Source organism: Arthrobacter sp. E70 (genome assembly GCF_058266945.1).
Genome location: NZ_JBYQFR010000008.1, coordinates 165555 through 190352 on the forward strand (window position 1 = coordinate 165555; position 24798 = coordinate 190352).

Annotated in this window: 26 protein-coding genes, 6 tRNA genes and 1 riboswitch; of the genes, 9 read left to right on the plus strand and 23 right to left on the minus strand. The window is 67.2% G+C overall.

Going from position 1 to position 24798, the window contains the following annotated elements; genetic code table 11:
* Nucleotides 1-222 precede the first annotated feature (222 nt).
* From lgt to hisI, 8 genes are all read right to left on the minus strand, one after another.
* On the minus strand, nucleotides 223-1377 hold the full coding sequence (gene lgt, locus AC3IMC_RS12270) for a prolipoprotein diacylglyceryl transferase (RefSeq protein WP_490918833.1): 1155 nt from the start codon (nucleotides 1375-1377) through the stop codon (nucleotides 223-225).
* Nucleotides 1378-1380: 3 nt separating this feature from the next.
* Nucleotides 1381-2229 carry a tryptophan synthase subunit alpha gene (gene trpA, locus AC3IMC_RS12275; RefSeq protein ID WP_490918915.1) on the minus strand — a complete coding sequence of 283 codons (849 nt, stop codon included), beginning with the start codon at nucleotides 2227-2229 and terminating at the stop codon, nucleotides 1381-1383.
* Between the two features lie 11 nt (nucleotides 2230-2240).
* On the minus strand, nucleotides 2241-3560 hold the full coding sequence (gene trpB / locus AC3IMC_RS12280; protein WP_490918834.1) for a tryptophan synthase subunit beta: 1320 nt from the start codon (nucleotides 3558-3560) through the stop codon (nucleotides 2241-2243).
* Nucleotides 3561-3639: 79 nt separating this feature from the next.
* Entirely contained in the window at nucleotides 3640-4461 is an 822-nt protein-coding gene (gene trpC, locus AC3IMC_RS12285) for an indole-3-glycerol phosphate synthase TrpC (RefSeq protein ID WP_490918835.1), read from the minus strand.
* Nucleotides 4461-4748 (minus strand): HGxxPAAW family protein, encoded by a 288-nt coding sequence (locus AC3IMC_RS12290; RefSeq protein ID WP_490918836.1) that lies wholly within the window; start codon nucleotides 4746-4748, stop codon nucleotides 4461-4463. The genes trpC and AC3IMC_RS12290 overlap by 1 nt, the downstream gene beginning before the upstream one ends.
* A 105-nt stretch (nucleotides 4749-4853) precedes the next feature.
* A complete protein-coding gene (locus AC3IMC_RS12295; protein WP_490918837.1) occupies nucleotides 4854-5498 on the minus strand; it encodes a Trp biosynthesis-associated membrane protein in 645 nt (214 codons plus the stop codon).
* Nucleotides 5498-7060: an anthranilate synthase component I gene (locus tag AC3IMC_RS12300; protein WP_490918838.1), complete on the minus strand. Its 1563-nt coding sequence runs from the start codon at nucleotides 7058-7060 to the stop codon at nucleotides 5498-5500. Before AC3IMC_RS12300 ends, AC3IMC_RS12295 begins: the two co-directional genes overlap by 1 nt.
* Nucleotides 7061-7172: 112 nt before the next feature.
* Entirely contained in the window at nucleotides 7173-7634 is a 462-nt protein-coding gene (hisI, locus tag AC3IMC_RS12305; protein ID WP_490918839.1) for a phosphoribosyl-AMP cyclohydrolase, read from the minus strand.
* Between the two features lie 112 nt (nucleotides 7635-7746).
* On the opposite strand from hisI, the gene AC3IMC_RS12310 reads away from it, so the two are divergent.
* Entirely contained in the window at nucleotides 7747-8391 is a 645-nt protein-coding gene (locus AC3IMC_RS12310) for a TIGR03085 family metal-binding protein (protein ID WP_490918840.1), read from the plus strand.
* A gap of 47 nt (nucleotides 8392-8438) precedes the next feature.
* Here the strand turns inward: AC3IMC_RS12310 and hisF are convergent, their stop codons facing one another.
* The 14 genes from hisF to AC3IMC_RS12380 form a co-directional block, all read right to left on the minus strand.
* Complete coding sequence (hisF, locus tag AC3IMC_RS12315) at nucleotides 8439-9215, minus strand: imidazole glycerol phosphate synthase subunit HisF (protein ID WP_490918841.1); 777 nt, start codon at nucleotides 9213-9215, stop codon at nucleotides 8439-8441.
* A 55-nt stretch (nucleotides 9216-9270) separates the two neighbouring features.
* Nucleotides 9271-10131 carry an ATP phosphoribosyltransferase gene (hisG, locus tag AC3IMC_RS12320; RefSeq protein ID WP_490918842.1) on the minus strand — a complete coding sequence of 287 codons (861 nt, stop codon included), beginning with the start codon at nucleotides 10129-10131 and terminating at the stop codon, nucleotides 9271-9273.
* 83 nt (nucleotides 10132-10214) lie between these two features.
* The gene (locus AC3IMC_RS12325; protein ID WP_009358176.1) at nucleotides 10215-10478 is read right to left on the minus strand and encodes a phosphoribosyl-ATP diphosphatase; all 264 of its coding nucleotides are present in this window, start codon (nucleotides 10476-10478) and stop codon (nucleotides 10215-10217) included.
* Between the two features lie 98 nt (nucleotides 10479-10576).
* A complete protein-coding gene (ribH, locus tag AC3IMC_RS12330) occupies nucleotides 10577-11062 on the minus strand; it encodes a 6,7-dimethyl-8-ribityllumazine synthase (RefSeq protein WP_221387598.1) in 486 nt (161 codons plus the stop codon).
* An 18-nt stretch (nucleotides 11063-11080) separates the two neighbouring features.
* Nucleotides 11081-11815: a GTP cyclohydrolase II gene (ribA, locus tag AC3IMC_RS12335; RefSeq protein ID WP_490918843.1), complete on the minus strand. Its 735-nt coding sequence runs from the start codon at nucleotides 11813-11815 to the stop codon at nucleotides 11081-11083.
* Nucleotides 11812-12537, minus strand: a complete 726-nt coding sequence (gene ribB / locus AC3IMC_RS12340) for a 3,4-dihydroxy-2-butanone-4-phosphate synthase (protein ID WP_490918844.1) — start codon at nucleotides 12535-12537, stop codon at nucleotides 11812-11814. The genes ribA and ribB overlap by 4 nt, the downstream gene beginning before the upstream one ends.
* A complete protein-coding gene (locus AC3IMC_RS12345; RefSeq protein ID WP_490918845.1) occupies nucleotides 12534-13193 on the minus strand; it encodes a riboflavin synthase in 660 nt (219 codons plus the stop codon). Before AC3IMC_RS12345 ends, ribB begins: the two co-directional genes overlap by 4 nt.
* Nucleotides 13193-14377, minus strand: a complete 1185-nt coding sequence (ribD, locus tag AC3IMC_RS12350) for a bifunctional diaminohydroxyphosphoribosylaminopyrimidine deaminase/5-amino-6-(5-phosphoribosylamino)uracil reductase RibD (protein ID WP_490918846.1) — start codon at nucleotides 14375-14377, stop codon at nucleotides 13193-13195. The genes AC3IMC_RS12345 and ribD overlap by 1 nt, the downstream gene beginning before the upstream one ends.
* A 183-nt stretch (nucleotides 14378-14560) precedes the next feature.
* Nucleotides 14561-14710: riboswitch (FMN riboswitch) on the minus strand.
* Between the two features lie 39 nt (nucleotides 14711-14749).
* Nucleotides 14750-15430, minus strand: a complete 681-nt coding sequence (gene rpe, locus AC3IMC_RS12355; RefSeq protein ID WP_490918847.1) for a ribulose-phosphate 3-epimerase — start codon at nucleotides 15428-15430, stop codon at nucleotides 14750-14752.
* 108 nt (nucleotides 15431-15538) lie between these two features.
* Nucleotides 15539-17170 carry an RsmB/NOP family class I SAM-dependent RNA methyltransferase gene (locus tag AC3IMC_RS12360; protein ID WP_490918848.1) on the minus strand — a complete coding sequence of 544 codons (1632 nt, stop codon included), beginning with the start codon at nucleotides 17168-17170 and terminating at the stop codon, nucleotides 15539-15541.
* Entirely contained in the window at nucleotides 17167-18087 is a 921-nt protein-coding gene (gene fmt, locus AC3IMC_RS12365) for a methionyl-tRNA formyltransferase (protein WP_490918849.1), read from the minus strand. Before fmt ends, AC3IMC_RS12360 begins: the two co-directional genes overlap by 4 nt.
* A complete protein-coding gene (def, locus tag AC3IMC_RS12370; protein ID WP_490918850.1) occupies nucleotides 18084-18686 on the minus strand; it encodes a peptide deformylase in 603 nt (200 codons plus the stop codon). Before def ends, fmt begins: the two co-directional genes overlap by 4 nt.
* 143 nt (nucleotides 18687-18829) lie before the next feature.
* Nucleotides 18830-19690, minus strand: a complete 861-nt coding sequence (locus AC3IMC_RS12375) for a cytochrome (RefSeq protein ID WP_490918851.1) — start codon at nucleotides 19688-19690, stop codon at nucleotides 18830-18832.
* Nucleotides 19691-19794: 104 nt separating this feature from the next.
* Nucleotides 19795-19866: transfer RNA gene (locus AC3IMC_RS12380), tRNA-Val, on the minus strand.
* Nucleotides 19867-20229: 363 nt separating this feature from the next.
* On the opposite strand from AC3IMC_RS12380, the gene AC3IMC_RS12385 reads away from it, so the two are divergent.
* The 7 genes from AC3IMC_RS12385 (at nucleotide 20230) to AC3IMC_RS12415 (ending at nucleotide 22578) form a co-directional block, all read left to right on the plus strand.
* A tRNA-Gly gene (locus AC3IMC_RS12385) sits at nucleotides 20230-20302 on the plus strand.
* A gap of 47 nt (nucleotides 20303-20349) precedes the next feature.
* Nucleotides 20350-20420, plus strand: a tRNA-Cys gene (locus tag AC3IMC_RS12390).
* 41 nt (nucleotides 20421-20461) lie between these two features.
* Nucleotides 20462-20533 (plus strand) — tRNA-Val (locus tag AC3IMC_RS12395).
* Nucleotides 20534-20587: 54 nt separating this feature from the next.
* Nucleotides 20588-20663 (plus strand) — tRNA-Gly (locus AC3IMC_RS12400).
* A gap of 33 nt (nucleotides 20664-20696) precedes the next feature.
* Nucleotides 20697-20768: transfer RNA gene (locus AC3IMC_RS12405), tRNA-Val, on the plus strand.
* 144 nt (nucleotides 20769-20912) lie between these two features.
* Nucleotides 20913-21176: an antitoxin gene (locus tag AC3IMC_RS12410; protein ID WP_490918852.1), complete on the plus strand. Its 264-nt coding sequence runs from the start codon at nucleotides 20913-20915 to the stop codon at nucleotides 21174-21176.
* Between the two features lie 175 nt (nucleotides 21177-21351).
* The gene (locus tag AC3IMC_RS12415; protein WP_490918853.1) at nucleotides 21352-22578 is read left to right on the plus strand and encodes a benzoate/H(+) symporter BenE family transporter; all 1227 of its coding nucleotides are present in this window, start codon (nucleotides 21352-21354) and stop codon (nucleotides 22576-22578) included.
* A gap of 39 nt (nucleotides 22579-22617) precedes the next feature.
* Here the strand turns inward: AC3IMC_RS12415 and zapE are convergent, their stop codons facing one another.
* Nucleotides 22618-23655, minus strand: a complete 1038-nt coding sequence (gene zapE / locus AC3IMC_RS12420; protein ID WP_490918854.1) for a cell division protein ZapE — start codon at nucleotides 23653-23655, stop codon at nucleotides 22618-22620.
* A gap of 215 nt (nucleotides 23656-23870) precedes the next feature.
* Here zapE and AC3IMC_RS12425 point away from each other — a divergent pair, with 215 nt between their 5' ends.
* Complete coding sequence (locus AC3IMC_RS12425; RefSeq protein ID WP_490918855.1) at nucleotides 23871-24794, plus strand: sulfurtransferase; 924 nt, start codon at nucleotides 23871-23873, stop codon at nucleotides 24792-24794.
* The last annotated feature ends 4 nt before the right edge of the window (nucleotides 24795-24798 follow it).

The window sequence follows — 24798 nt, forward strand, 5'->3', positions numbered from 1 at the left end:
CATTGGCCCCACTCGTCGGGCGCCGCTCACATTGGGCACAACAAAGTGTTACTTACTGGAAATTGTAGGTCAGCGCAGCCTGCTGAACTAACGGTTACGCAGGCTCCTGCCCTGGGCAACACCGGAGAGCAGCTCTATGCCTTCCGGACGGTGCCCCATGCCACGACATTGTGGTTTCGGGCCCTTCGAGCGGTGGCTCTGCTGCCCTGCGTGGCCGGCTCCCTACTTACCGGGGCCAGCCTCCGATGCGGCTCCTGTGGCTGTGCTGCCGGAAGTTCCGGAAGCCGTTGCACCCGTTCCAGGCTTGGAGCCGGCCGGTGCCGCCTCGGCATTTTCCGTGGGGTCGGAAGCATGCCGGGAACCGCTTTGGTTATCAGGGAGATTATCACGCGAATCACTATCTGAGACAACGGGGTCCGGAGAGCGGACGTCATCTTCCGTGCGGGCATCGGTGCCGGCTGCCACAGTCTTTTCCGGTCCGTGGCCGGCCAGGTACACCGTGTCCGGCTCCGGACGGCCCTTCAGCCCCAGCAGGATGAACGCGGCGAGGGCTGCGAGGAAGACGAAGATGCTGGTCCAGACGTTGAGGCGGGTGGTGATGCCGAACAGGTTGATCTGTTCGGCGTCGTCAATCCGCATTGCCTCGATCCAGACGCGGCCCAGGGTGTAGTACATCGCGTAGAGCCAGAAGAGCCTGCTGCGGCGGAAATGGAACCGCCTGTCGAGCGCGAGCAGGATCAGGACGCCGGCCAGGTTCCACAGGGATTCGTACAGGAACGTGGGGTGGAACAGGGTGTCCGCCGGCATCCCTGCCGGGAAGTTGGCGTTGTTGGGGTCGATCTGCAGGCCCCAGGGAAGGGTGGTGGGCGCGCCGAAGAGCTCCTGGTTGAACCAGTTCCCCCAGCGGCCCACGGCCTGTGCCAGGAGCAGCCCGGGTGCGGCGGCGTCGACGAACGCACTGAGCTTGACGCCGCTGCGTCGGCAGCCGATCCAGGCACCGACGGCACCGAGGACGACGGCGCCCCAGATGCCCAGGCCGCCGCGCTGGATCTGCGGGATCAGGGAGAGGTCGCCGGTACCGTCGAAGCCAGGCCCGAAGTAGGCGTCCGGTGAGGACACCACGTGGTACAGGCGGCCCCCGATGATGCCGAAGGGAATGGCCCAGATGACGATGTCCCAGACGCTTCCTTCAGGCGCACCTCGCTTGGCCCAGCGGACAGCGGTCAGCCAGAGGCCCAGGACAATGCCGGCCAGGATGCACAGCGCGTACGCGTGGATGCGCAGGCTGCCCCAGGGCAGGGGAATGTCGAAGCCGGACCAGCTTGGGCTGGGGATGCTCGCCGGCACCAGGACGGCTGCCTGAAGGAGGGTCTGCATGGGTTACGCCCCGTCCTTGGCCGGGGCCGATTCCCGGGCGAGGCCAGTGCTGAGGTCCTTGGTGAGTGCGGCGACGGCGTCCACTCCCCCGTCGCGCACGGCCGCCACCAGGGCGGTGCCCACGATGACGCCTTCCGCGTAGGCGGCGATCTCCCGGACCTGCTCGGCATTGGAGACGCCGAGCCCGACGCAGACGCGTTCGGCGCCGGCGGCGTGGGCAGCGGCTACCACGTCCTTGGCGGCGGAGCTGACGCTGGTGCGGGCACCGGTCACGCCCATGATGGAAACGGCGTACACGAAGCCGCGGCTGGCGTCCACGGTCCGCTGCATGCGCTCCGTGGTGGAGGACGGAGCAACCAGGAACACCCGGTCAAGGCCGTACTTGTCAGAGGCTTCCATCCATTCGGCGGCCTCGTCCGGAATGAGGTCCGGGGTGATGAGCCCGGCTCCCCCGGCTTCGGCGAGCCTGCGGGAGAACTCATCCACGCCCATGCGGACCACCGGGTTCCAGTAGGTCATCACCAGGACGGCGGCGTCGGTCTTGCTGGTGATGCCGGCAACGACATCGAAGACCTGCTTGACGTGGAAGCCCTTGGCCAGCGCCTCGGTGGTGGCGGCCTGGATCACCTGGCCGTCCATCACGGGGTCCGAGTAGGGGATGCCGATTTCGATAAGGTCCGCACCGTTTTCGGCCAGGGCGATGCCGGCCGCGATGGTCTCCTCAACGCTCGGGTACCCGGCCGGGAGGTAGCCGATCAGGGCGGCGCGGCCCTGGGAGCGGGCCTTGTCGATGGCCGCCGCTGACTTGCTGGCCATCGGCGCGTTGCCGGCCGTCTGTGCCCTGTTGTCCATTCCTGCGGTGCTCACAGCTGCTCCCCCTCTTTGCCGATTTCCGATTCCGCGGAATCCTTGTCCAACAGGTCGAACCATTCCGCGGCGGTGGCTACGTCCTTGTCGCCGCGGCCGGACAGGTTGACGATGACGATTTTTTCCGAAGCTGTTGCAGGGTCCTCCGCGGCGAGCCGCTGGCCCACCTTGATGGCCCCGGCAAGGGCGTGCGAGGACTCGATCGCGGGGATGATGCCCTCGGTGCGGCACAGCAGCCGGAAGGCGTCCATTGCCTCGCTGTCGGTGATCGGCTCGTAGCTGACCCGCCCGATGTCGGACAGGTAGGAGTGCTCAGGTCCAACGCCCGGGTAGTCCAGGCCTGCGGAGATGGAGTGCGACTCGATGGTCTGCCCGTCCTCGTCCTGCATCAGGTAGGAACGTGCACCGTGCAGCACGCCGGGCTTGCCGAGCGTGATGGTGGCCGCGTGGCGTCCGGTCTCCACACCGTCGCCGCCGGCCTCGAAGCCGTAGATCCTGACGGAGGGGTCGTCCAGGAAGCCGTGGAAGATGCCGATGGCGTTGGAGCCTCCGCCGATGCAGGCACACACCGCGTCGGGGAGTCGTCCTTCCTGCTCGAGGATCTGGGCGCGGGCTTCCTCGCCGATGACCTCATGGAAGTAGCGGACCATGGCCGGGAACGGGTGCGCGCCGGCGGCGGTGCCCAGCAGGTAGTGGGTGTTGGCGACGTTGGCCACCCAGTCCCGCAGGGCCTCGTTGATGGCGTCCTTGAGGGTCTGGGACCCGCTGGTGACAGGGATGACCTTGGCACCCAGCAGTTCCATGCGGGCGACGTTCAACGCCTGGCGGCGGCAGTCCTCCGCTCCCATGTAAACGACGCATTCAAGGCCCATCAGGGCGGCGGCGGTGGCACTGGCGACGCCGTGCTGGCCGGCGCCGGTCTCGGCAATGACCCGGGTCTTGCCCATGCGCTTGGCGAGCAGCGCCTGGCCCAGGACGTTGTTGATCTTGTGGGATCCCGTGTGGTTGAGGTCCTCGCGCTTGAGGAACACCCGGACGCCTCCGGCATGCTGGGAAAAGCGCTTGGCTTCGGTCAGCAGCGAGGGCCGGCCCGAGTAGTTCTTGTTCAGGTCATCGATCTGAGCGCGGAACTCGGGATCGTCCTTGGCCTTGTTGAAGGTTTCCTCAAGCTCATCCAGGGCGGCGATCAGGGATTCGGGCATCCAGCGCCCACCATAGTTGCCGAAATACGGCCCCGGGGCGTGGCGGAGGGAACCGCCCTGCAGGAAGGCTTCCGCGGTGTTGTTGTCAGCGTTTCCTGAAGGTGCGTCAGCCATCAGTCCATCCTGTTCAGAGTAAGTGGTCAAAGGTGTGCAGTCCGGCCGGTGCCGGACGGGTTTGCCGCGCCGCGGGGTTTCAGCCGCGTGCGGCGATGGCGGCGGCGCCGGCGGCGGTGAATTCGGCGATCCGCTCACGCGGCGTCGAGTGGCTTACCAGGGCTTCGCCCACCAGTATTGCGTTGGCGCCGCTGGCGGCGTAATGCGTGACGTCGGCGGCGTCCCTGACGCCGGATTCGGCAACCACGAGCGACCCGGCCGGAATCAGACCCGCCAGTGAGGCAAAGACTGAACGGTCGACGTCGAGCGTCTTCAGGTTCCGCACGTTGACGCCGACTATGCGCGCCTGGGCGGCCACCGCCCGCTCGATTTCCTCTTCGGTGTGCGTCTCGACGAGCACGTTCATGCCGAGCTCACGGCTCAGCGCGGAGAACTCCTTCAGCTGCGCGTCCGAGAGTGCAGCGACGATCAGCAGGATCAGGTCCGCGCCGTGGGCGCGGGCTTCCCAGATCTGGTACTCGTCAAGGGTGAAATCCTTCCGCAGCAGCGGAACGTCGACGGCGGCACGCACCGCGTCGAGGTCTGCCAGGGAGCCCTTGAAGCGGCGCTGTTCGGTCAGGACGCTGATGACGGAGGCACCGCCGTCGGCGTACTGCCTGGCGAGCGACGCCGGGTCGCCGATGCTGGCGAGATCGCCTTTGGACGGGCTGCGGCGCTTGATCTCCGCGATGACTTTCAGCTGTTCCCGCGTTGGGGAGGTCCCGCCGAGGGCGGCCCAGGCGTCGCGCGCAGGGGCGGCTGCCTGGGCAAGGTCCTTCAGCTCAGCCAGCGAAACAAGGCGTTTCCTGGCCTCCAGGTCCTCCCTGACACCGGCATTGATGTCGTCGAGAACAGTCGCCATCAGTGGCCGGAGTTCTTCAGCTTGCTGCCGTCGACGCCGTAGCCTGCCTTGCGCATGACGTATCCGAGGATCAGGCCCACGACCATGACAGCGGCACCGGCGATGAAGATGGGGGTGCTGGCAATCACGAAGGCGATGGCTGCGATGAGTGCGCCGATGAGCATGACGATGACGCAGGTCCAGGCTGCGGGGCTGTTGCCGTGGCCGAGTTCCTGGCTGTGGTCGATGGCGCCGGGGGCAACCGTGCGGGTGCCGGACTTGGAAACGGACGCAGGTGCTTTGCTCATGGAAAATCTCCTCAGGATGGATACTGCTTACATTCTGCCATTTTTTGGGCACCGTCCGCGTACCGCGGGCGTCTGCCCGGACCGCCGGACGGCGTGCGGACGGACCTAGGTCGGGTCGTCGCCGCGGGACAACCGGTCCCAGCTGTCGATTTCGTCCACCGGGCCGGCGGGTGCGGCTGCCCCTGCGGTTCCCGGGGCGTCATATTTGGTCCGCGTGCGCCAGAACCGGGACGCGGGCAGGATCAGCAGGGCGGCAAGGGCCAGCAGGCAGCCGGCGACGACGGCGAGCACCGGGAAGGCGGTCACGTCCACCTGCGCCTGGCTTCCCGAGATGCCCGTTGCGGCCGCGATGGATCCCTGCGCTGCCGTCAGCGGGTCGGCCAGGACAGTGGCCGCGGCGGTGGCCACGCCGCCGGCGGCGAGGACGATGATCGCGGTAATGATCCAGCGGGCGATCCTGCCTGCGATGGCCGCGGCGAGGCCGCCGGCGAGGGCCACCAGCGCGAGGGCTGTAACGGTGGTCGCGGCCTTGCTCCCCTGCACCTGAAGTGCGTTCTGCGAGGCGGCACCCTGGCCCACCTGGTCCGGGTCCAGCGCGACGGTCAGCCAAGTCTGTGTGGTGGTACCGAAGGCGGCCAGGGCCAGCAGTGCGATCAGCAGCACCAGGGTGGACTTCCGCGCCCAGATAGGTGTGCCGCTGCCCTTGCTGGACTTCCCCGCCTGCCCGGCTCCGGGTCCTGCCTCGGGCATCAGGAGTCCGTCCCGCCAGGCAGCGACTCGGCGGAGATATTATGCAGGGAACCGGCCGTGTGCACCGCCCGCAGGGGCGCCGCCGCCTTGTTGACCGTCTCCAGGGCCTCAGTGGGGTTGACCGAGTCAGCCACGATGCCGCCGCCGGCCTGGACGTACGCACGGCCCTCACGGATCAGGGCGGAGCGGATCGCGATGGCCATGTCCATGTCACCGGCGAAGTCCAGGTATCCCACCACTCCGCCGTAGATGCCGCGGCGGTGTGGTTCCAGTTCGTCCAGCAGGCGCAGGGCGCGCGGCTTGGGGGCGCCGGACAGCGTGCCGGCCGGGAACGTTGCCTTCAGGACGTCGTACGCCGTGGCGTCGGGAGCCAACTGCCCAACGACGGTGGACACCAGGTGCATGATGTGGCTGAAGCGCTCGACTTCCATGAACTGCGTGACGTCGACGGTGCCGGCCACGCAGACCTTGGAAAGGTCGTTCCGGGACAGGTCCACCAGCATCAGGTGCTCGGCGCGTTCCTTCTGGTCGGCCAGGAGCTCCTCGGCGAGGGCCTTGTCCGCCTCCACGGTCTTCCCGCGGGGGCGCGAGCCTGCGATGGGGTGGGTAATGACTTCCTCGCCCGTAACGGTCACCAGCGCTTCCGGGGAGGAGCCGACGATCGAGTATTCCCGGCCCTCAGCGTCCGCAAGGCTGAAGATGTACATGTAGGGGCTGGGATTGGTGTTCCGCAGGACGCGGTACACATCCAGGGCGGAGGCCTGGCATTCCATCTCGAAGCGGCGCGAAATCACCACCTGGAAGACCTCGCCGTCCACGATGGCTTCCTTGCCGCGGTCCAGCGCCGCCAGGTACTCCGCCTCATCCCAGCGTTCCTGGACGCTGGAGGCGAAGTCCAGCGCCGCCGGTGCCAGCACGGACACGGGCTGCACCACGGGGGCGCTGATCTTTGCCAGCAGTTCCTTGACCCGGGCCACGGCGTCGTGCCAGGCCTCGTCAACCCGCTCGGAACTGTTGTCGAAGTTGATGGCGTTGGCGATGAGCAGGACCGTGCCGTCCACGTTGTCATGCACGGCCATGTCGGTGACCAGGTTGAGGGCCATCTCAGGCAGCTGCAGGTCATCCTCCGGCGGGCTCACCAGCCGCTCCCAGTGCCGGACCGTTTCCCAGCCGAGGAAGCCCACCAGGCCCGAGGTGAAGGGCGGCAGCCCTTCGAAGCGCTCGGTGCGCAGGGCCTCGACGGTGTCGCGGATGGCGTCCACGGGGCTGCCGTCCACGGGAACGCCGGCCGGCGGCTCGCCGAGCCAGTGGGCCTGGCCGTCCTTGGTGGTCAGGGTTGCCCGTGATCGCGCCCCGATGAAGGAGTAGCGGGACCATGCCCCGCCCACGGCCGCCGATTCCATCAGGAACGTACCGGGCTGCCCCTGCGCCAGTTTCCGGTAGAGGCCGATGGGGGTTTCGGCGTCGGCGAGGACTTTGAGCCTGACCGGGATGACGCGGCTGTGGCCGGCAAGTTCCCGGAACTCCTCAAGTGTCGGGCTGATGGTTCCAAGGTCCTGCATGGCTTTGATTGTCCGCCTGTTCTTCGAAAGGGCCGGCCCTGCCGGCTCCTTGATTCTGCTTCCTGGAATGGCCGCGGTCCCGGTGGAACCGGCGGCCGGCAGCCTGTCCGGCCTAGTCCGCCTGGCCCGTGGTAACGTCCAGCGCCCTGCCGTCGAAGCAGGTGCGGGTGCCGGTGTGGCAGGCGGCACCCACCTGGTCAACGCGCACCAGCAGCGCGTCGCCGTCGCAGTCCATTGCTACGGACTTGACCCACTGGACGTGCCCGGAGGTGTCGCCCTTGCGCCAGTACTCCTGGCGGGAACGGGAGTAGAAGGTGACGCGGCCGGTGGTCATGGTGCGGTGCAGCGCCTCGTCATCCATCCAGCCAAGCATCAGGACTTCGTTGGTGTCGTACTGCTGCACGACGGCGGCAACGAGGCCGGCGGCGTCGCGCTTGAGGGCGGCGGCCACGTCTTCGGGGAGCCTGCCGGCGGCCGTGCCCGTGACGGAAACAGGGGACGACGACGGCACGGATTCCACGGACGGGGACGCGGCGGATCCAGCGGTTTGGGCGGGGGTTTGCTGCTCAGACATCGGGTCAAGTCTAGTGCCTTCACCGGCGCCCTTTCCCGATGTGAACAACGGCACGCCAGCCGCGGCTCCGGTGCTGCCCAAGTCCGCGGCTCTCGTGCTAGTTTTCCAAGTGATGCATTTCGTCGAACCGTCCCGAGAAGTCCTGGCCGAAACCTTGCTTGCGGCCGGTCCTGACGCGCCCACATTGTGCAAGGGCTGGCGCACCAGGGACCTCGCCGCGCACCTCTACCTGCGGGAACGGAAGGCAGCAGTCGGGCTTGGCCTGGTCATCAAACGCCTGGCCAAAGCATCGGACCAGGCCACCGCCAGGCTTGCCGCCAAGCTCACCAGCAACGAGGACTATGCCCGGCTGGTAAACACGTTCCGCGCCGGTCCGCCGGCCCTCTCGCCGATGAGCATCAAGGCGCTGGACGAAAGCGCCAACCTGATCGAGTACTTCGTGCACACCGAAGACGTACGGCGCGCCGTGGACCGGTGGGCCCCCAGGGCTCTTGACGAGGCCTACTCCGACGCCCTCTGGGACGAACTGGTCAAACGCGCCGCCATCCTCTACCGCGGCGTGGACCTGGGCATTGTCCTGGTCCGGCCGTCCGGTCCGCGCCACGTTGCCAAGCGCGCGCCGGTCTCGGTGGCCATTGTCGGCGAGCCGGGCGAACTGCTGATGCACGCCCACGGCCGTACCCGCCATGCGCTGGTCACGTTCGAAGGCCAGCCCGACGCCGTCGCACTCCTCCAGTCAGCCGAAGTAGGACTCTGAGCCCGACCTGCTCATCCACCACACGCGGGTGCTGCAGGCCAGTTGGGTCAGCGTACTTCGAAGCCTGCCGCGCGGATGGCGTCCTTGACCTGCGACATCATGTCGTCCGGTCCCCAGTGGAAGATCGACGCTGCCAGCACGGCGTCCGCGCCCGCAGCCACCGCAGGCGGGAAGTGTGCCGGCTCCCCCGCACCGCCGGAAGCGATAATGGGAACCTTGACGGCTGCCCGGACCAGCTTGATGAGTTCGAGGTCGAAGCCGTCCTTGGTGCCGTCGGCGTCGATGGAATTGAGCAGGATCTCCCCCACGCCACGGTCGGCCGCCTCCTTGGCCCACTCAATGGCGTCGATGCCAGTGCCGGTGCGCCCGCCGTGGGTGGTGACTTCAAAACCCGACGGCGTGGGCTGGGACCCGGGGCGGGTGCGGCGGGCATCCACGGACAGGACCAGGACCTGGGATCCGAAGTGCCGGGTGATTTCGTCGATGACGCCCGGCCTCGCCACGGCTGCCGTGTTGATGGAGGCCTTGTCCGCACCGTACCGCAGGAGCTTGTCCACCTCGGCCACGCCACGGACACCGCCGCCGACCGTGAGCGGAATGAAGACTTCCTCTGCGGTGCGGCGGACGACGTCGAACGTGGTTTCGCGGTTGCCTGAAGAGGCCGTCACATCCAGGAAGGTGAGTTCGTCGGCGCCGGCGTTGTCATAGCGGTGGGCCAGTTCAACGGGGTCGCCGGCATCGCGGAGGCCCTCGAAGTTGACGCCCTTGACGACGCGTCCGGCGTCGACGTCGAGGCAGGGAATGACCCGTACTGCTACTGCCATGGGAACTCCTGGAATTCTGCGGTGCTGTTGGGAAGCGTCTGTGCTGTTGGAAGCGTCAGATGCGGCAGGCGTGGATGCTGCTGACCAGGATGGCGCGGGCGCCGAGGTCGTACAGCTCGTCCATGATCCGGTTGGTTTCCTTCTTGGGCACCATGGACCGGACGGCGACCCAGTCGGAGTCGCGCAGCGGGGAGACGGTGGGCGACTCAAGGCCGGGGGTCAGGCCGGCTGCCTTCTCCACGAGTTCCTTGCGGATGTCGTAATCCATCAGGACGTACTGGCGGGCCACGAGGACGCCCTGCAGGCGGCGGATCAGGACCTCGATTTCCTTGGCTGTGCCGTTGGCGGCGCCGCCGTTTCCGGTGCGGCGGATCAGGACGGCCTCGGACTTGAGGATGGGGTCGCCGAAGATTTCCATCCCGGCGGCCTTGAGCGTGTTTCCGGTTTCCACGACGTCGGCGATGGCATCAGCGACGCCGAGGCGGACGGAGGATTCCACGGCGCCGTCCAGCCGGACCACCTTGGCGTTGATCCCGCGCTCAGCCAGGTAGGTGCGCAGCAGGCCGTCGTAGCTGGTGGCAAGGCGCTTGCCTTCGAGCTCGGCGGCGGAGCTGAAGTTCCCGACGGGACCGGCGAAGCGGAAAGTGGACGCCGCGAACCCCAGCGGAAGCAGCTCTTCGGCTTCCACCTCGGCGTCCAGCAGCAGGTCCCGGCCGGTGATGCCGACGTCGAGCGTTCCCTGGCCGACATAAACCGCGATGTCGCGGGGGCGGAGGAAGAAGAACTCGATGTCGTTGTCGGGGTCGACCATGACCAGCTCGCGGCTGTCGCGCCGCTGCCGGTATCCGGCTTCGGAGAGCATGGCAGAGGCGGCTTCGGACAGGGAGCCCTTGTTGGGGACGGCTACGCGCAGCATGGGGATTTCTTTCTTGGTGGAAGGTCTAGTTTCAGGCAGTGCAGGCCACAGCGAAGCCCGGCGGCAGTGCGCCGGACCGGTGGCTACAGATGCTTGTAGACGTCTTCCAGGGTCAGGCCCTTGGCGAGCATCAGAACCTGCAGGTGGTACAACAGCTGGGAGATTTCCTCGGCCGCCGCTTCATCGGATTCATATTCGGCAGCCATCCACACTTCGGCTGCTTCCTCAACGACTTTCTTGCCGATGCCGTGAACACCGGACTCCAATTCAGCGACGGTGCGGGAGCCTTCCGGGCGGGTGGCTGCCTTCTCGCTGAGCTCAGCGAACAGCGTCTCGAAATTCTTCACGCCCTCCAGCCTACTTGGTGCGGCCGCGGGGGCGCTTCCCGGGCCCTTGCATGACGGGCGCGATGTGAGCGAATACACACCGCGCCCGGCATGTCGGGTCAGGCGTACTGCTTGAGGACGACGGCGGTGGCCAGCGCCGCGGTGACGGCCTCGTGGCCCTTGTCTTCCTTGGAGCCTGGCAGGCCTGCGCGGTCCAGGCCCTGCTGCTCGTTGTCGCAAGTGAGGACGCCGAAGCCCACCGGAACACCGGTGCGGACGCTGACGTCGGTGAGCCCCGACGTCGCGGCTTCGCAGACGTAGTCAAAGTGCGGCGTGCCGCCGCGGATCACAACGCCGAGGGCCACCACGGCGTCGAAGTGCGGTGCCAGCCGTGCGGCGGCGACGGGAAGCTCGAAGCTGCCGGGCACGCGCACCACCGTGGGCTCGGCGATGCCTGCGTCCTTGGCAGCACGAAGTGCACCATCCAGGAGGCCGTCCATGATCTGCGTGTGCCAGCTTGCCGCGACGATCGCCAGCTTCAGCTGCGACGTTTCTGCGGGGTTAAGGGTGGTGAGGTCGATATCGGGGGCGCCGTGTCCGCTCATGTTTTCCTTGTGTTCCGTTCAGTCTTGTTCGTGGTCGTAAAGGGCGTCGGAGCCGGACACGGGCACGGGGGCCACCTGCGTGTCCAGCAGGAGCCGGTGCTCCATGCGCTCCTTCTTGGTGCGCAGGTACCGGATGTTCTGTTCGCGGGACGGAACCTCCGTTGGAACCATCTCCACAACCTTGACCCCGGCCTTGGCCAGCCTGTTCTGCTTGTCCGGGTTGTTGCTTAGGAGCCGAACCTCATGCAGCCCCATCTCGGCGAGGATCTGGGCAGCGGCCTTGTAGCACCTGGCATCCACCGGCAGGCCCAGCTGCTCGTTGGCCTCGACGGTGTCGAACCCGGCCTCCTGCAGCGCGTAGGCCTTGATCTTGTTGGCCAGGCCGATGCCGCGGCCTTCCTGTCCGCGCAGGTAGAGCAGCGTTCCACCGTTGTCCCGGATGAGTTCCAGGGCAAAGGCCAGCTGTTCCCCACAGTCGCAGCGGTAGGAACCAAAGACGTCGCCGGTCAGGCACTCCGAGTGCAGCCGGACCAGTGGCGCTTCGCCGTCCGCGGGCGGGTTGGGCGAACTGACGGCAAGGTGTTCCACGCCGGTCAGGACGTCGGTCCAGGCCTGCGCCACAAAATCACCGAAGGCCGTGGGCAGTTGCACAATGGGCCCTCCGCTGACGGGGTAGGGCGCCTCACCGGACCCCGCATGGTGTTTCCGGTGGCCGTTCTGGTGGCTGTCGTCGCTGGCTGCCGTTGCCGTCATCGTTCCTCCTTCTCTTCGCCCGGCGTCACCCGGGCATCTCCGTGGGCTCCCCCGGCCCCGGCTTCAAGATACGCCACCAGGTCCTCAATCGAGATCAGCGGGCATCCATGTTCCGCTGCGAACGAACGCAGGCCGTCCAGGCGCATCATTTCCCCGTCGTCGTAAACCACTTCTGCGATCACGCCGACCGGTTCCAGTCCCGCGAGGCGGCACAGGTCCACCGCGGCTTCGGTGTGGCCCTGGCGCTCCCGCACACCTCCGTCAACTGCACGCAGCGGGAAAATATGCCCCGGGCGGGTGATCGACGCCGGCACGGCCTGCGGATCGGCGAGGATCCTGGCGGTGAGCGCCCGGTCTGTGGCGGAAATTCCGGTGCTGACGCCGATCGCTGCGTCGCAGGACACCGTGTACGCGGTCCCCTTGGCGTCCTCGTTGACGGCAACCATCGGAGGCAGGGCCAGGGCATCGGCGCGTTCGCCCGGCAGCGGGACGCAAATGACGCCGGAGCTGTACCGGATGGTCCAGCCCATCAGCGCCGGCGTGGCGTGCTGTGCTGCAAAGATGATGTCGCCTTCGTTTTCCCGGTCCTCGTTGTCGACCACCAGAACGGGCCGGCCGGCTGCCAGGGCGCGGACGGCGTCTTCGATGGTGTCCAGCGCGGGGACGGTTTTAGCCGCCGGGGCCTCCGTGACTGCGGGTTCGAGGCGTACGACGGCGTTCACCGTGCACCTCCCGCGGTTGCGGCTTCACCGGTGGCGGCAGCGCGGGGGCCGGCGAATGCCAGCAGGCGTTCGGTGTACTTCGCCAGCACATCGACCTCCAGGTTGACCCGGCTGCCGGTGGTCTTGGTGCCAAGGCCGGTTTCGGCCAGGGTGGTGGGGATCAGGCCAACCTCGAACCAGGGGTCGGGTTCGTCAGCGGGACTGACCGCCGTCACCGTGAGGGAGACGCCGTCGATGGCGATTGAGCCCTTTTCGGCAATGTACCGTGCCAGGTTGGCGGGGACGCCGAAACGGAGCCGCTCCCAGTTTCCCTGGGGTTCGCGTTCCAGCAGGACGCCGACGCCGTCGACGTGGCCCTGCACCACGTGTCCGTCCAGGCGGCCACCGGCCGGAAGGCACCGCTCCAGGTTGACGGCGTCACCGGGGGCAAGCTCACCGATGGTGCTGCGGACCAGGGTCTCCCCCATGACGTCCACGCTGAATTCCTTGCCATCGATGTCGGTTGCGGTCAGGCATACTCCGTTGACGGCGATCGAGCCGCCCAGGGCCAGGCCCTCGGTGGTGCCCGGGGCGTGCAGCCGGACGGTGGCACTGCTGTCCCCGTCGCGCTCGACGGACAGTACGTGCCCTTGTTCGGCGATAATTCCGGTGAACATCAGTAGCCTCCCTGGGCTTGATCCGCAGATTCGCGGGACGGTTGTGGGTCTGAAGGTTGCGGGTCAGAGCTTTGTGGGTCAGCTGGTTTGGGGTCCAGTGCAACCCTTCGTTGCGGCCTCAAATGCAGCCGAAGGTCCCGGCCCAGCGTTCGTACGGCACCGCCGTCGGCGGCATCCCATTCCCACAGCTGGGCGTCGGGAAGGCTGGTGATGCCCAGCCCGTTCAGGGCCGGCGTGCCGGAACCGAGCAGGGTGGGGGCCAGGTAGACGATCAGTTCGTCGACCAGTCCGGCTGCCAGGAAGGAGCTGAGGATCCGGGAGCCGCCCTCCACCATGACGTGACGGGTGCCTGAGGCGTACAGCATGGACAAGGCCTCGCCCGGATCCCGGGTGGGAAGGTGGACGGCGAGCCCGTCATCGCCAAGTATTGCGGCGTCGGCCGGGACGTCGCGAAGCCCCATGACGGCCCGCACGGGCTGGCTGGCCGCAGGTTCGCCGGAAGGGGTCCGGGCGGTGAGGCGGGGATTATCCACCAGGACGGTCTGGGTGCCGACCAGGATGGCGTCGATCCTGCTGCGGATCGCATGGTTGTCCGCGAGCGACTCCGGGCTGGAAATCCACTGGCTCGTGCCATCCTCGGCGGCGATCCGCGCGTCCAGCGTCTGGGCGATGTGCAGTGTGACGAAGGGCCGCCTTGCCGCCACAGCCTCAAACCACTGGCGGTTCAGGTCCAGCGCTTCGTCCGCGCCGAGGCCGCTGCGGACGCGCACTCCGGCGGCGCGCAGGGTTGCGGCTCCCCCGGCGGCGGGGTCATGCGGATCGTCCACGGCATACACCACATCGGTGATTCCGGCGGCGATGATCGCTGCTGTGCAGGGGCCGGTGCGCCCCACGTGGTCGCAGGGCTCCAGGGTGACCATCATGGTGCAGCCGGTCAGGTCAAGGCCGACGGCGGCCGCCTGGGCAATTGCGTCGGCCTCGGCATGGGCGGTACCCGCACCGCGGTGGTAGCCGGTGACCAGCTGACGGCCGTCAGGATCGATGACGACGGCGCCGACCAGCGGGTTCGCGCCGCGCGGTCCGTTGAGGGCAGCTTTCAGGGCGGCTTCCATGGCCCGCGTTTCGGCCGGGCTGAAGGCAGTGACCACCCCAGCGGCGGGCTGCAGCCCCGTCGCGCCCGTCATGCGGCGGCCATCGCAGTGGGCCTGGGCCGGGGATGTGGGCCTGCCATCGCAGCAGCAGGACTTTCGGCGTTAAAGAGCCATCGCTGGGGGTTCATTCCTGTCGTTCCTTCCCTGTCGAACCGCGATGGCTCCGGGGATACGACAGCAGAACGCTGCGGGGCCCGAAGGCCCGCAGATACAGCTGTACGTGCTTCTCTCATCCAGACTTTAACTGTCGGTACCGGAATTCCACCGGTTCAACCGTCCGCCGGGATCCTCCATGGGAGAACCTCGGCTCGCGGGTCGCGGACTGTCACCGCCGGTTCGGACTTACACCGACCCCGGAGCACGTATGTGTGTTGTTATTGTGCCACAACCGGCAGGTGCCCCCGGTTATTCCACCGACGCCGCACGTAACGTCCGGCTTCCTTTTTCGCGCAGCAGGTCGATGGCCGCGGCGGGGTCGTCTGCCCCGTACACCGCGGAGCCTGCCACGAACACGTTGGCGCCCGCCTCGGCAGCGCGCGCGATGGTGTCCTCGGTGATGCCGCCGTCAACCTGGATTGCCACCCCAATGCCGGAGCCATCCACCGCCGCCCGTGCCCGGCGGATCTTGGGCAGCGTGACGTCCAGGAACGCCTGTCCGCCGAAACCCGGTTCCACCGTCATGATGAGCAGCATGTCCAGTTCCGCCAGCATGTCCAGGTAGGGCTCAACGGGCGTGGCCGGGCGCAGGGCCATGCCCGCTTTCGATCCCCTGCTGCGCAGTTCCCGCGCCAGTTTGATGGGGGCGATGGATGCTTCAGCGTGGAAAGTCACGGACGCCAGGCCGGCGTCGGCGAAGCCGGGCGCCCAGCGGTCGGCATCGGCGATCATCAGGTGCGCGTCGAGGGGAACGGGGCTCACAGCCTGGATCCGCTGCACCACGGGCAGGCCGAGGGTCAGGTTCGGTACGAAGTGGTTGTCCATGACGTCAACGTGCACGGCATCGGCGTTGCTGATGCGCTGCAGTTCGGCCTCGAGGTTGACGAAGTCGGCAGAGAGGATGCTCGGGTTGATGCAGCATTGCGTCACGTGGGGTGCCTTTCGCTGAGGGTGTTTGGTTCAAATGGGCAAAGTCCGCGCGCCCCGCAGGGACGGGCCGGATCTCGTGTCCGCAGGCCGGACTTCGGTTCTTCCGGATCAGGCTTTCTTCCTGATGAGGGCCAGGAACATGGCATCGGTGTGGTGGATGTGCGGCCACAGCTGGGCCGTCAATTCGTGTCCGGCGCCAAGAGCTCCAGGCAGGCTGACAGCGTCCAGTGCTGCTCCGGAGTCCAGGAGTTCAAGGTCGTTGCGCTTCCGGAGGACGTCAGCCACCACTGCGGTGGTTTCGGCCGGATGCGGGGAGCAGGTCACGTACGCCACCACTCCGCCGGGCCGCACCGCGGCAAGGGCGGATGCGAGGAGCTCGCGCTGCAGCGGGCCAAGGTCGGCAAGGTCTTTCGGGGTGCGGCGCCACCTGGATTCGGGCCGGCGCCGCAGTGCGCCCAGGCCACTGCACGGGACGTCCACCAGGACGCGGTCGAACGCGGCGGGCTGCTCGGTGCCCACTTCGCGGCCGTCTCCGGTCCGTACCCGCCAAGTATCGTGTGGGACCGCGGAGAGGGCTTGGCCGACCAGCTTGGCACGGTGCGGGGCTGGTTCATTTGCCAGGAGTGTCGCTCCCCGTTCATGGGCCAAGGCGCCCAGGAGTGCTGCTTTCCCGCCCGGGCCGGCGCACAGGTCCAGCCAGGCTTCCTCTCCCGGCCCACCCGTTCCGGCCTGGCCCTTGACGTCCACGCCATGCCCGTCCGGGGCCGGGCGGAGGTCGACCGCTGCCAAGGCCCTCGCCACGAGCTGCGAGCCGACGTCCTGCACCCGCGTGGTTCCTGCGCGCACAGACGGCAGACGGCCCAGGTCCCCACCGCTGGAGAGCGCCGACCCTTCGACCAGCTCGCCGGGGGTGGCGCCCTCTTCCAGGGCCTCGTCAAGGCTTCCCAGGCCAGGAAGGGCCACAAGGTTGACCACGGGGGCCGCGTTGTCCGCTTCCAACAGGTCGGTGATCTCGGTGGCGGGGCGGCCGTGGGCCACGAGGGACTGCCGCATGGCGCGGACAATCCATTCCGGGTGCGCGTATCGCAGCGAGGCAATCTTCGTCTCGTCGGTTTCACCCGCCACCAGCAAGTCCAGCCATTCCTCAAGGCTCCGGGCGCTAATCTTCCGCAGCACTGCATTGATGAGGGCGGAGGGGCCCGCGCCAATCACTGCCCGGGCAAGTCCAACGGTCTGGTCCAGGGCCGCATGCGCAGGGACGCGCATGGCCAGCAACTGGTGTGTGCCAATGCGCAGGGCATCGAGGATGGCCGGGTCCAGCTGGGCCAGTGGCCGGTCAACGCATCTGGCGAGGATGGCGTCATAAGTGCCCTGGCTGCGGAGGGCACCGTAGCTCAGCTCGGTGGCAAAACCGGCGTCGCGCTTGTCCAGGCCGTGATGGCGGATCCGGGCCGGAAGGACCAGGTTCGCGTAGGCGTCCTCCGCGGCGACGGCGCGCAGGACCTCGAAGGCCACCAGCCGGGCAGGATCCGCGCGCCGGGTCCGTTGGGAGGGTGCGTTTTCCGTGAAGTTACGCCGCGGACCACGGTTGCGTTCGCGGCCCTGGGCATTGCGGCGGCTGGAATCCCCCGGGGCTCCCTTGCCGCGGCCGGTCCCCTGGCTGCCGGCGCGTCCGCCTTTGCCAGTACTGCCGCCGCCGCCGTTTCGCGGCCCTCCCGCGTTGCTGCCGGACCCGCTCATTCGAACACCACACTCTCTGCTGAAGCCATGCCGCGCGCCCAGTCGGCGGCGCCCATCATCTTTTTGCCGGCGGGCTGGACGCGGGTGAGCTCCACCGCGTGCGAGCCAGTGCCCACCAATACGCTCTTGCCCTGGACTGACACGGCACCGGGCACCAGCCCGGAGACGTCGGGGCGGAGCCGGACCGGTTCGAGCTTGACCCGCTGCCCGTCCAATATGGTCCAGGCGCCGGGCTCCGGGGTGACGCCGCGGGCCTGCCTGCTGATGGCCAGTGCCGGGTGGGTCCAGATAACCCGGCCGTCCTCGAGCGTGAGCTTTGGCGCGAGGGTGACTTCGCCCGATTGCGGCTGGGGCGCCGCTTTACCGGCTTCAATGGCAGACAACGTCTGGGCCAGGAGCACCGCACCGCTGTGCGAGAGCCGTTCCAGAAGTTCCCCCGCGGTGTCGTCCGGCCCTACTCCTTCGGTGAGCGTTCCGAAGACGGGGCCAGTGTCCAGGCCTTCCTCCAACTGGAACGTCACGGCGCCGGTGACGTCGTCCCCTGCCATCACGGACCGCTGCACCGGCGCCGCGCCACGCCAGGCAGGCAGCAGCGAGAAGTGCAGGTTGACCCAGCCGTGCCGGGGAATCCCGAGCGCGGCCGGAGGCACCAGGCCGCCGTAAGCCACGATGGCGGCTACATCCGGGTTCACGGCGGAAATCCTGGCAGTGGCATCCGCATCCACTTTCGCGGCATGGATCACTTCGATCCCCAGTTCCGCCGCCCGGGCGGCAACCGGCGAGCGTGTCAACACGCGTTTCCGGCCCACCGGGGCGTCCGGCCGGGTCAGCACGGCCACGACGTCGAACCCGGCCTTAACGAGGGCGTCCAGCGACGGGACGGCGACGGCCGGGGTACCGGCGAAAAGAACCCTCATTCAGCGGCGCCCTGGCCGGCTGTCCCAAAGCTGCCCCCACCGAAGCTTGCACCGCCGAAACTGCTGCCGACTGTCTTGGCGCGCTTCGCCGTCGTCCTCCCGGCGATGGAGTCGTAATTGGCATTGCGGATGGAGCGCAGGGCCGCCTTGCGGTCCTCCCCCTCAAGGCGGTCGGTGTAGAGGATGCCGTCAAGGTGGTCGTTCTCGTGCTGGAAGCAGCGCGCCAACATGCCCTCTGCTTCTATCGACACCGGATTGCCGTGGATGTCCACGCCGGTGAGCCGGGTGGCGCGGAAGCGGCGGACCGGGAAGCCGAGTCCGGGGATGGAGAGGCAGCCTTCCACATGGTCGTCCTGGTAGTCCTCGCTGTTTTCCAGGACGGGATTGATGACGTGCCCCTCCACGCCGCCGATGCGGTAGGTGAACACGCGCCGGCTGACGCCCACCTGGGGTGCGGCCAGGCCGGCGCCCTCCACGTCCTCCATGGTTTCAGTCATGTCTGCGACCAGCTTGGCCAGCTCCGGCCCGAATTCCGTCACGGGATCGGCGACCGTGCGAAGCACGGGATCCCCGATGATGCGGATATTCAGAATAGCCATGCGCTGTTTTTCCTCACGGTTGGCGGCAAAGGGAACCTATCCAGTTTAGGTGCAGCACTCCAGATGCGTCGGCCCGCACCCGGCGGTGCGGTTGAGCGGTGCGGGCTTAGGCGTGACGGACTTGGACGTGGGGTGTTGCGAACTCAGGCGGTGCGGACCTGGGCCAGCGGCGGCGGGGCAATAGGCAGCAGGGCGCTGCCGGCGCTGATGGTGTCCGCGTTCAGCTCCCAAACGCGGCGCAGGGCACAAAACTTCCACCAGTGGTGTTTGAGGACTTCCGGGTTGGCGCGGACCGGCCGCACCTCGGTCTCGCCAATGGCAACGGCCAGCAGAACAGGGTTTTCACCGTATTTCCAGGGCTCCCAGGTGCCCGCTTCCGCGTCCACCAGGCTTTCCTCGGCCTTCATGCCCGCCACCAGCTGCATGACCACTTTGTCGTCCAGCGGCTTGACCTGGCCGTCGCGGGTGGTGCCCTTGGTCTTGTAGTCGATCAGGCATACCCGGCCGTTGATCCGTGCCACCAGGTCCAGCGTTCCGGCGTATCCCACCGCGTTGTTCCACACGGTGATTTCAGGGGCGATGGGTTCCACCCTGAACAGCTCCCACCATTCGTCGAAGCGGGCAGCGAAGGCTTCTTCACCGTTGGCAGCCAGGGCCTGGCGCGCTTCCTGCATGGCATGCGGCCGGCCCAAAGCACGCAAAGCCACCTGCTCGCAGTAGTTGTGGACCCGGTCGCCGCGCTGCGCAGCCTCATCACGATAGGTTTCTGCGGCCTTGGCGGCACGGCTGACCGCCTGCTTGATTTTGGCCGGGCTGCCCAGGCAGTCCGCCAACAGAGGATCGTTGGCCAGGCTGCTGGCCCCCATGTAGCCGAACCAGCCGTCCAGCCCGTGGGGCTGCTGGCTGATCACCGTAGTAATGGAGGGGACCGAGAATTGCTCCGAGGTGGACCGGGCGTACATCCGGCCGTATTCGGTGGCATGGGCGAGAAGCGGATCAGTCATACAAAAACTCTTTCACAAGGGACTGACAAAGTCTCCGGCGCGGCGGCCGGGCACAAAAAAGGTCCGTTCCCGCTGTGAGGAGCGGAAACGGACCTTCTGTACTGTGGGCGATACTGGGTTCGAACCAGTGACCTCTTCGGTGTGAACGAAGCGCGCTACCACTGCGCCAATCGCCCGGGTGCATTTGAATGCTAGCCCACCACCGGGACAATTCAAAAATCGGTGTTCCCAGGGGGCGGCCGCCCTGGCTGGACAGTGACCCGTGAACCATCCCGGCAGCTCCCCCAACTGATCCAACCGGCCCGCAACCGGCCCTTCCGGCTGAACCCGTCCCGCAGCGGAGGCAGCCGCGGCGGCCTCCCGCCGTCGCAAATTACACGCATGTAAGTACCTCTCCGCCGCGCCATTACTGGGAAGTAGGGGCGTGACGGCCCCGGCTGCCGGTGCCGATTTGGAGATTCCCGGAACCTCCTATATTGTTTTTACTCGTTGGAACGCGAGGAAATGCCGGGAACGGCAAGGAATCAAGCCTCCAAAATGCGGACGTAGCTCAGCTGGTAGAGCACCACCTTGCCAAGGTGGATGTCGCGAGTTCGAATCTCGTCGTCCGCTCGCAGGACACTGTCACAGCAACCATTCCACGGAATGAACGCTTACACGGTGGGTTGGCCGAGAGGCGAGGCAGCGGCCTGCAAAGCCGTATACACGGGTTCGAATCCCGTACCCACCTCGGTGAAAACCATGGTTTCCGGATCATTTTTCGGATGCAATGGGCGATTGGCGCAGCGGTAGCGCGCTTCCCTGACACGGAAGAGGTCACTGGTTCGATCCCAGTATCGCCCACTGGCAAGGAAACTTGCCCAGCAGGAACGCCGGATCAGTCCGGAGAGCCTGCACGCGGACGTAGCTCAGCTGGTAGAGCACCACCTTGCCAAGGTGGATGTCGCGAGTTCGAATCTCGTCGTCCGCTCCAGTATTCACACCCATATGCCGGACTTCCGGTTCCGGGCGATTGGCGCAGCGGTAGCGCGCTTCCCTGACACGGAAGAGGTCACTGGTTCGATCCCAGTATCGCCCACTTGGAGAGCAGCTCTGCGGAGCTGCTTTTTTGTTTCCCGGCATCCGCTGCAGGCGAACGGGATTTCCTTGGCACACCTTCTGAGCCCCGATAGGATCGAAGGCGCGAGGAGCGACCTGGCTCCGCGACTGAAGGGAGGTGCCCGTGGGTTTGATTGGCGATCTAAAGGGCAAGGCTCAGGGCCTCATCCGCGGCAACGAGCAGGCCATCAAGAACGGCATCAGCAAGGCCGGCGATTTGGTTGACAAGAAAACCGGAGGCAAGTACTCCGGCCACGTCAACAAGATCCAGGATGGCGCTTCCAAGCTCATTGACAAGAACGGAAACCCCGGCCAGGCACCTGCCGCCGAGCAGGTTCCCCCGGCTGCACCTGCCACTCCGGCTCCGCCGGTCGACAGGGCTCCGTAACGGATTTGGCCAGGGCTTTGCCCTAGCACGTCACCGGGGTGCGGGCCCCGCCGTGAGGCGGCGCCCGCACCCTTGGCGTTTAATGCGGTTCCCCTGATACGGTCCCCGGGCGGGAAGCAGCCCCGGCGGGAAGGCGATTCCTTCTTCTCCCGGGCTCGCCGGTAACCTGCCACGTATGGCGAAGTCCCCTGCATCCCCCACTTCCGCGCCCGTACGGACAAAACCCGACTCCCGCCCCGTTGTGGCAGGCATCGTCACGGCGCTGGTGGGCTTCACGTCCTCCTTCGCCGTGGTGCTCGCCGGGCTCAGGGCAGTGGGCGCGAATCCTGCGCAGGCCGCGTCCGGACTGCTGGCACTCACACTCGCAGTGGGCCTCGGGGTCCTGCTTTTAGCCTGGCGTTCCAAGGTGCCGGTGACGTTAGCGTGGTCCACGCCCGGGGCTGCGCTGCTCGCCACTTCAGGAGCGGCCGACGGCGGATGGCCGGCCGCCGTCGGCGCCTTCCTTACCGCCGGGGTGCTGACGGCGCTGACCGGGCTGGTCCCCGCACTGGGACGGCTGATGGCACGGATCCCCGCGTCACTGGCGCAGGCGATGCTGGCCGGTGTACTGCTGCAGCTGTGCCTGGCACCCTTCAAGGCCCTGGGCAGCGAGCCCCTGCTGGTGGCCCCCGTCATCATCTGCTGGCTGCTCATGACGAAGTTTGCTCCACGCTGGGCCGTCCCTGCTGCGTTGCTGGTGGCCCTGGGCGTCATCGGCATCCCGTTGGCCTCCGCGGGAACAGTTCCGGACGCGGAAGGGCTGGTGCCTGCCTTGGTGTGGACCACCCCCTCGTTCAGCATGCAGTCACTGGCGGGTATAGCGCTGCCGCTGTTCGTGGTGACCATGGCATCCCAGAACGTTCCCGGGGTGGCGGTGCTGCGCTCCTTTGGCTTCGACACCCCGTGGCGCCCATCGATGCTGGTCACGGGGGCCGGGACCATGCTTGCCGCGCCGCTCGGGGGCCATGCCATCAATCTTGCGGCGCTCAGCGCCGCCCTCGCCGCGGGCGAAGAGGCCGGCGAGGATCGGAGCAGGCGCTGGATTGCCGGTCTTACGTCCGGGCTGGGCTACCTGGTGCTGGCTGCTTTCTCCGCAGCCCTGGTGTCAGTGGTTAACGCCGCCCCGGCGGGGATGCTGGAGGCGGTGGCCGGCCTGGCCCTGTTGGGCACGCTCGCTTCCGCCGCCTCGGCTGCTCTGGCGGACCCGGAAGACAGAATCGGCCCCGCCGTGACGTTCCTGATGGCAGCGTCCGGCCTGACCCTGGCAGGCATCGGCTCCGCGTTCTGGGCCCTCCTTGCGGGGCTCGCGGTGCGGGCACTGCTGGTCCCGCGCCACCGGCACCGGACTATGGACCAACCCTGAATCAGCGAAACCGGGGAACCACAGGACCTGGAAAGCAGACTAGGACGGCTCGTGGTTCTGGCCCTCCCGGGCCAGGGCGGTCAGGCGGGACACGGCACGGAAGTACTTCTTCATGTAGCCGCCGGTCATCATTTCCTCGGTGAACAGCTTGTCGAAGGGCACGCCGCTGGCCAGGATGGGAACGTCCTTGTCGTACAGCCGGTCTGCCAGGACCACGAACCGGAGCGCCACTGCCTGCTCCGTGATGGTTTCCACGTTGCGCCATACGACGCCGTCAATGCCGTCGATCAGTTGCCGGTAGCGGCTCGGGTGGACGCCGGCGAGGTGGTGGATGAGCGTGGAGAACTCGTCCTGGGCCACGGTCTTGCCATCGAACTCCGCCTTCATGTGCGCGGACAGTTCACTGTTCCGCAGCGGCGCCGGCGCTGCCGGCAGGCCGCGGTGGCGGAAGTCCTCGCCGTCGATCCGGATGACGTCGAACTGGTCGGCCAGGACCTGGATTTCGCGCTGGAAGTCGACGGCGGCGAACCGGCCATCGCCCAGCGAACCAGGCAGGGTGTTGGACGTGGCGGCGAGCTTGACGCCGGCGTCGGCCAGTTCGCGCATCAGCCGCGACATCAGGACGGTGTCGCCCGGGTCGTCGAGTTCGAACTCGTCGATGCATACCAGCTTGTAGCTGCTCAGGGCATCAACGGTCTTGCGGAACGAGAGTGCGCCCACCAGGTTGGTGTACTCCACGAACGTTCCGAAGGCCTTCGGCCCTGGCGTGGCGTGCCAGAGCGAGGCGAGCAGGTGCGTTTTGCCGACGCCGAACCCGCCGTCGAGGTAGATGCCGGCCCGGGACGCGTCCTTCTTGCCGAACATTTTCTTGAAGAGCCCGCCCCCGTTACCCGACCCCACGCCGTCGGCAAATCCCTTGAGGGCATGCACGGCGGCGGCCTGGCTGGGCTGCTTGGGGTCCGGGCGGTAGCTCGCGAAAGAGACCTCGCCGAACCGCGGCGACGGGTAGAAGCCCTTCAGGAGTTCATCCACCGAAACTGCCGGAGTGCGGGCGGCAAGCTGTTCGATCTGTACCAAGGTGGTCCGTTCTGCTGGTGGTTGGTCCCCAGAAAGGATACCGGCTATGCGGACCGTCCCCGGGCGGGACCCCGTCCTGCCGCCCCGCAGCGTGACGAAGGCAACATTTCGCCCTATTAACGGAATACGGACAACCTTCCGGGCGCTGGCTAGTGTGGGAACAGGTTCCATTGCATGTTCCGCGGTTTCCCGTGCTCTTACTGAAAGGCCAAGTCATGCCCTACCCGGTTGAACAGAATGACAAGTTCGCAGCGTACGCCCACCCCGAGCGGCTCGTCTCCACCGAGTGGCTCGCGGCTGCCCTTCAAAGCGGCGCTGTGGCGAACGGCGAGCTCATCGTGGTCGAATCCGACGAGGACGTGCTCCTGTACGAAACCGGCCATATCCCGGGCGCCGTGAAGATCGACTGGCACACGGACCTGAACGACGAAGTCACCCGCGACTACGTTGACGGTTCCGCCTTTGCCGCGCTTGCGGCGTCGAAGGGTATTTCCCGCGACAGCACCGTGGTCATCTACGGGGACAAGTCCAACTGGTGGGCCGCCTACGCCCTCTGGGTCTTCACGCTCTTCGGCCACGAGGACGTCCGGCTGCTGGACGGCGGCCGCGACAAGTGGGTTGCCGAAGGCCGCGAACTGACCAAGGACCGTCCCGCCCCGGCTGCCGGAAACTACCCCGTGGTGGAGCGCGACGACGCTCCCATCCGCGCCTTCAAGGACGACGTCCTGGCACACCTCGGCAAGCCGCTGATTGATGTCCGCTCCCCGGAGGAATACACCGGCCAGCGCACCCACATGCCGGCCTACCCGGAAGAGGGCGCCCTGCGCGGGGGCCACATCCCCACCGCAGCCTCGGTTCCGTGGGCCCGTGCTGCCGCCGAGGACGGGACGTTCCGCAGCCGGGAAGAGCTCGAAGCCATCTACCTGGGCGAGGCGGGCCTGTCCGAAGGCGATGACGTCGTGGCCTACTGCCGCATCGGCGAGCGTTCCAGCCACACCTGGTTCGCGCTCAAGTACCTGCTGGGCTTCGAGTCGGTCCGCAACTACGACGGATCGTGGACCGAGTGGGGCAACGCCGTGCGCGTGCCGATCGTCAAGGGCGCTGAGCGCGGTTCCGTTCCTGTCGCCGTGGGTGCCTGACAAC